Source organism: Actinokineospora xionganensis (genome assembly GCF_014323725.1).
In the GTDB taxonomy this organism is placed as follows: domain Bacteria; phylum Actinomycetota; class Actinomycetes; order Mycobacteriales; family Pseudonocardiaceae; genus Actinokineospora; species Actinokineospora xionganensis.
In genome coordinates this window covers 264,564-270,658 of sequence record NZ_JABVED010000010.1, presented here as the reverse complement: position 1 = coordinate 270,658, position 6,095 = coordinate 264,564, and the positions used below count along the sequence as shown (strand labels likewise).

The window sequence follows — 6,095 nt, the reverse complement described above, 5'->3', positions numbered from 1 at the left end:
GTGTCGCCCCGCACCCAACCTCCGTGGTCAGTACAACTAGTGCGCGCTCGCTTTCTCGGAGTCGATTCCGGTCAGGGCCCGGACCTCCATCTGGGCGAACTTGGCGTCGTCGCGCTCGCCCGACAGCACCGTGCCCAGCCAGCCGAGGAAGAACGACACGGGGATCGACACCAGGCCGGGGTTGGCCAGCGGGAAGTAGTCGAAGTCGGCGTTCGGGAACATCGAGGTCGCCTTGCCCGAGACCGCGGGCGAGAACACGATCAGCGTCACGCAGACACCAAGCCCGCCATAGATGCTCCACAGCGCGCCCGAGGTGTTGAACTGTTTCCAGAACAGCGAGTACAGGATGGTCGGCAGGTTCGCCGACGCGGCCACGGCGAAGGCGAGCGCGACGAGGAACGCGATGTTCTGCCCGTTGGCCACGATGCCGCCGACGATGGCGACCGCGCCGATCACCACGGCGGTGATCCGGGCGACCCGCACCTCCTGGTCCTTGTCGTCGGCCGCGCCGCGTTTGATGACGTTGGCGTAGATGTCGTGCGCGAACGACGCGGACGCGGTGATCGTCAGCCCGGCGACGACGGCCAGGATCGTGGCGAACGCGACCGCGGCGATGAACCCGAGCAGAATCGGCCCGCCGAGGGCCTCGGCCAGCAGCGGCGCGGCGGAGTTGACCTTCCCTGGCGCGTTCTTGATCGCCTCCGGCCCGACGAGCGCGGCGGCACCGTAGCCGAGGACCAGGGTGAACAGGTAGAAGACGCCGATCAGGACGATCGCCCAGACCACCGAGCGGCGGGCTTCCTTCGCCGAGGGCACGGTGTAGAAGCGCATCAGGATGTGCGGTAGGCCCGCGGTGCCGAGGACGAGCGCGATCGCCAGCGACAGGAAGTCGAGCCTGCTGATCTCGGTCGCGCCGTACTGAAGGCCGGGGCTGAGCACCTTCTCCCCCGCGGCGGGGCTGTTGTCCACAGCGGCGCCGAGCAGGGTTGACAGGTTCATCCCGTACTTGGCGAGCACCCACACCGTCATCACGGCCGCGCCCGAGATCAGCAGCACGGCTTTGATGATCTGCACCCAGGTGGTGCCTTTCATGCCGCCGATGAGCACGTAGAGGATCATCAGCGCGCCCACGATAGCGATGACGACGGCCTGGCCGACCTTGCTCTCGATGCCGAGCAGCAGGGCTACCAGACCGCCCGCGCCTGCCATCTGCGCGAGCAGGTAGAAGAACGAGACCGCCAGCGTCGAGGTCGCCGCCGCCGCGCGCACCGGGCGCTGGCGCATCCGGTAGCTCAGGACGTCGCCCATCGTGTACTTGCCGGTGTTGCGCAGCAGTTCCGCGACCAGCAGCAGCGCCACCAGCCAGGCGACGAGGAACCCGATCGAGTAGAGGAAGCCGTCGTAGCCGTAGAGCGCGATCGCGCCCGCGATGCCGAGGAAGGACGCGGCGGAGAGGTAGTCGCCGGAGATGGCGATGCCGTTCTGCGGGCCGGTGAAGGCGCGGCCCGCGGCGTAGTAGTCCGACGCGGTGCGGGTGTTCTTGCTCGCGCGGAACACCACCACGAGCGTGACGGCGACGAACGCGGCGAAGATCCCGCCGTTGAGCAGCGCGTTGGAGTTCATCGGCGGTCACCTTCCAGCCGCTCGCGGAGTTCGTCGGCGAGCGGGTCGAGCTTTCGGTCGGCGTGGCGCACGTAGAGGAACGTGATCAGGAACGTCGAGGCGAACTGGAGCAGGCCGAAGACCAGGCCGATGTTGATGTTGCCGACGACCTTCGTCGCCATGAAGCCGTGCGCGTAGTCCGCGAGGACCACGTAGAGCAGGTACCAGCCGAGGAACGCGAGGGTCATCGGGAAGACGAATCGGCGGAGCCTGCGCTTGAGTTCGACGAACTCCGGGCTGTCCTGAATGTGTATCCAGTCGGTGTCTTCTGAACTGGTCACCGGTGACCCTCCGCACGTGATCGACTCCGTAGCGGGCACACAGTCCCACGGCAGCACGCGCGCGACTACCCGCATGACCAGGGTATGACTCGAAAGGGTGAACTTCCCACCACCCAAACGGGTTTACAGTGATTTAGGAGCGAGTCAGCGCCGGTGCCTGCCGTTGGCCAGCCGGGCGCGGTCCTCGGCTGCCCCGAAGCGCGCGATGTCGCGGTCGCGGATGAATCCGAGACGGTCCGGGGCGTGCATGCGCATCCGGATGCGGTTGGCGTCGAGCGGCAGCTGGCTCTGCGTCGCCTTGCTCATGATCAGCACCGCGAGGAACGCCGCGGGCACCGTCACCAATGCGGGTTGCTGGAAGAACGCGGGCGCCCAGCCGCCGGTGTACCCGCTGACGATGTTGGCGACGAGCGCGGCGAGCACCAATCCGCCCCCGAGGAGCATCCCGGCCGCCGCGCCTACCCACGTGATCTTGCGCCACCAGATGCCCAGCAACAGCAGCGGACAGAATGTCGACGCGGCGAGCGCGAACGACAAGCCGACTGACAGTGTGATATCGGTCGGGCGAAGCGACCACGCGATCACGAACGGCACGGCCACAGCGATGAAAGTCGCGAACCGGAAGTCACGGACCTTGCCCTTGAACACGTCGGTCGACAGCACTCCGGCGACGCTCACCACGAGGCCGGACGACGTCGACAGGAACGCCGCGAACGCGCCCGCGGCCGTGACCGCGCCCAGGATCTCGCCGAGCAGGCCCGGCGCGATCTTCATCGGCAGGGCGAGCACCGCCGCGTCCGTCTTGCCCGTGACCAGCAGCTCCGGCACATACAGCCGCGACAGCGCGCCCAGCATGATCGGGAACAGGTAGAACAGCCCGAGCAGCATGAGCACGTGCAGCGTCGTGCGACGCGCGGCGCGACCGTCGGGGTTCGTGTAGAAGCGCACCAGGACGTGCGGCAGCCCCATCGTTCCGAGGAACAGGGCCACGATCAGCGAGTACGTGGTGAACAGGTCGCCCGCCCCGGACACCGGCCGCAGCCAGGACAGGTTGTCCGGCGGCGCGCCCTGCACCACCGGAACCGGTGACCCGGCGGTGAAACGCAGCTCGGTGCCCTCGCCGACGGTGTGCTGCCCGGCGCCCCAGTAGACCCGCCCGCCGAGGGCGCCGTCGACCCGGCCGCCGGTCGCGGTGAGCGTGACCGGCTCGGTGACCGTGAGGACCACGGGCGTCTCGACGGTGATCACCACGTCGGCCGGGAACCGCGGCGGCATCGGGTCGGTCAGCCCGGTCACCCCGGCGCCGCGCACGCCGCCGTCGCCGAAGAACAGCGCCACCATCACGAAGGTGGGGGCGGCGATCGCGAAGAGCTTGAGCCAGTACTGGAACGCCTGCACGACGGTGATCGCGCGCATGCCGCCGCCGAAGACGTTCACGAAGACGACGCCCGACACCACCGCCGCGCCGACCCACACCGGGGCGCCGGGCAGGACCTGGTGGATCGTCAGACCCGCGCCCTGCAGCTGCGGGACCAGGTACAGGATGCCGATGAAGATCACGAAGACGGCGGCCAGCTTGCGCATCCCGGCCGACCCGAGCCGGGCCTCGCAGAAGTCCGGCAGCGTGTACGCCCCCGACCGGCGCAGCGGCGCGGCGACGAACAGCATCAGCAGCAGGTAGCCCGCGGTGAAGCCGATCGGATACCAGAGCGCGTCGGCGCCGTCCTTGAGCACCAGACCCGCGATGCCGAGGAACGACGCCGCCGACAGGTACTCACCGGAGATCGCCGCCGCGTTGCGCCGGGAGCGCACGGTGCGGCGGGCGACGAGGAAGTCCTGGGTGGTGTTGGCCAGGCGGGAACTGCGGAAGCCGATGGAGAACGTGGCGAGACCGACGAGCAGGATCCCGGCCATCGCCCAGGCGTTCAGTTCCAAGTCGACCGGTCTCTGTCGTGTCCGGGAGCGCTACTTCTCGACCATGTCGACGAAGTCGCGCTCATGCCGTTCGGCTAGCACGTTGTACCAATACCCGATGCCGAACAGCAGTGGGAAGGGCGCGATTCCGAGCAGCACCCACGGCAGGGCGACGCCCGCGACGCTCACCTGCGACATCGTGGGGATGAGGAAGAAGAGCAGCGGCAGGCTTCCGAACAGCAGCATCACGAGCAGCGCGAGCGCGACGGCGGTGCGGAACTGGGTGCGGATGAAGCCGCGGACGACTTCCTCGGCCCAGCTCGTCTGCTCTTCGAGTTCGGTGACCGTGCGCAGAACCGTAACCGGGGCGCGCGAGTCCGCGAGGACGACCCGCTTGCGGCGGGGCCGGGGAGTCGGGAGGTCGCCGTCGGAGGGACCGGTGGCCGCGTGCTTGCTCACGGCCCGGCGCCCCGCACGAGGCGGTCTTTGAGTTCACGGGTGTGGCGGCGGCTGACCGGGAGGATCTTCTCCTCGTGGCCGATCACGACGGAGTAGCCGGAGCCGCCCATGCGCAGCTCGGTGATCAGCGCCAGCGGCACCAAATAGGAGCGGTGGATGCGGACGAAGCCCGCCTTCTCCCAGCGTTCCTCCAGCTGCGCCAGCGGGATGCGCACCAGGTGGGAGCCGTCGGAGGTGTAGAGCCGCGCGTAGTCGCCCTGCGCCTCGACCCAGCGCACGGTGGCCCGGGAGACGAGCTTCGTGGTGCCCGCGAGTTCCACGGGGATCACCTCGTCGTCGCGGGTCTCGGGGACCGCGGCCGAGGAGCCGTTCGCGCTGTTCTGGTGGATCTTGGCCAGCACCCGCTCCATGGCCTTGTTCATCCGTGGCTGCTCGGCGGGCTTGAGCAGGTAGTCGACCGCGCCGAGTTCGAACGCGGCGACGGCCTCGTGGCTGTGCGCGGTGACGAAGACGAGGACGGGCGCGGGTTTGAAGCCTGCGAGCAGCTTCGCCAGCTCCATGCCGGTGAGGCCGGGCATGTCGAGGTCGGCGAACACGGCGTCGACCACCGGCATCCCGGCTTCCTTGCGCGCGGCCAACTCCGTGTCGTCGCCCGCGAGCACCTGCAGCGCCTCGGTGGCGTCGAACGCCTTGAGGATGCGCCGCACATGCCGGTTGCCCTCGAGGCGCTCCTCGAGCATGGCCATGCCGTCCTGCTCGTCGTCGACGGCCAGGACGACGAGCCCTGAGGTGTTGTTTGTAGTACTCACTGTGAGCAGCATCTTGCCCACCGCGTCGGGCACCTGTCCATGGTCAATCCACAGGCCAGTCCACCGGGTGAATTTCGGTGACCGAGCGTCGATTCAGTGGGCATTTACAACCCGAAGCGTGACCAAATCGCCCGCGTTTCCATCGCTTCCATCGCGGCGAGTACCCGATCGGACGTTGACATCGTCGAGCCGGCCATACCCAGCCGAGCGAGCAGCGGACGCTTCGGCTCGGCGACGGAGATCTCCGCGTCCGGGTACCGCTCGGTGATGACCGCCCGCAGCGAGCCCACACCGTCGACCAGCCCGAGCTCCAGCGCCTTGCCGCCGGTCCACACCTCACCGGAGAACAGGTCTTCCTCAGCGCCGGTCAGCTTGTCGCCGCGCCGCTCTTTGACCCAGCCGACGAACTGGTCGTGCAGCTGCGACTGCAGGCTCTTGAGCCACACCACGTCTTCGGGGTTCTCCGGCTGGAACGGGTCGAGCCGCACCTTGCGCGTCCCCGCCGTGTGCACCCGCCGCTCCACCCCGAACCGCTCCAGCAGCCCGGCCAGGCCGAAACCCGCCGACACGACGCCGATCGACCCGACCAGCGACGACCGGTGGGCGAAGATCTCGTCGCCCGCGCAGGCCAGCCAGTAGCCGCCGGACGCGGCCACGTCCTCGCAGAAGGCGAGCACGGGAACGCTCTTCTTGTCCGCGAGCTCCCGGATCCGCTCGGCCACCAGGGCGGACTGGGTGGGCGCGCCACCCGGCGAGTTGATCGCCAGTGCCACAGCGGAGAGCCGGTCGTGGTCGAAGGCCCTGGTCAGCGCCGACTCGACGGTGTTGATGTTGATGGTGCCGCGGGCCAGCGGAGACGGCGTGGGGGTGATGACCCCGTGGAGCTTGATCACGGAGACGACCGGCGAACGGTCACCTCGGTCGCCGATGCGCGGAAGTTTCGCTGCCAGCCTGTCGGTCACACTCATAG

Annotated in this window: 6 protein-coding genes; all 6 read right to left on the bottom strand. The window is 68.7% G+C overall.

Annotated features, from left to right (window positions below):
* Positions 1-36 precede the first annotated feature (36 nt).
* Complete coding sequence (locus GPZ80_RS19195) at positions 37-1,623, bottom strand: monocarboxylic acid transporter (protein WP_187221911.1); 1,587 nt, start codon at positions 1,621-1,623, stop codon at positions 37-39.
* Entirely contained in the window at positions 1,620-2,018 is a 399-nt protein-coding gene (locus GPZ80_RS19190; protein ID WP_187221909.1) for a DUF485 domain-containing protein, read from the bottom strand. Before GPZ80_RS19190 ends, GPZ80_RS19195 begins: the two co-directional genes overlap by 4 nt.
* Before the next feature lie 69 nt (positions 2,019-2,087).
* Positions 2,088-3,878: a sodium/solute symporter gene (locus tag GPZ80_RS19185; protein ID WP_187221907.1), complete on the bottom strand. Its 1,791-nt coding sequence runs from the start codon at positions 3,876-3,878 to the stop codon at positions 2,088-2,090.
* A gap of 30 nt (positions 3,879-3,908) precedes the next feature.
* Positions 3,909-4,316, bottom strand: coding sequence for a hypothetical protein (locus GPZ80_RS19180; protein WP_187221905.1), 408 nt, complete (start codon positions 4,314-4,316; stop codon positions 3,909-3,911).
* Positions 4,313-5,137, bottom strand: coding sequence for a LytR/AlgR family response regulator transcription factor (locus GPZ80_RS19175; protein ID WP_091383721.1), 825 nt, complete (start codon positions 5,135-5,137; stop codon positions 4,313-4,315). Before GPZ80_RS19175 ends, GPZ80_RS19180 begins: the two co-directional genes overlap by 4 nt.
* A gap of 92 nt (positions 5,138-5,229) precedes the next feature.
* Entirely contained in the window at positions 5,230-6,093 is an 864-nt protein-coding gene (locus GPZ80_RS19170; protein WP_187221903.1) for a S49 family peptidase, read from the bottom strand.
* Between the last annotated feature and the right edge of the window lie 2 nt (positions 6,094-6,095).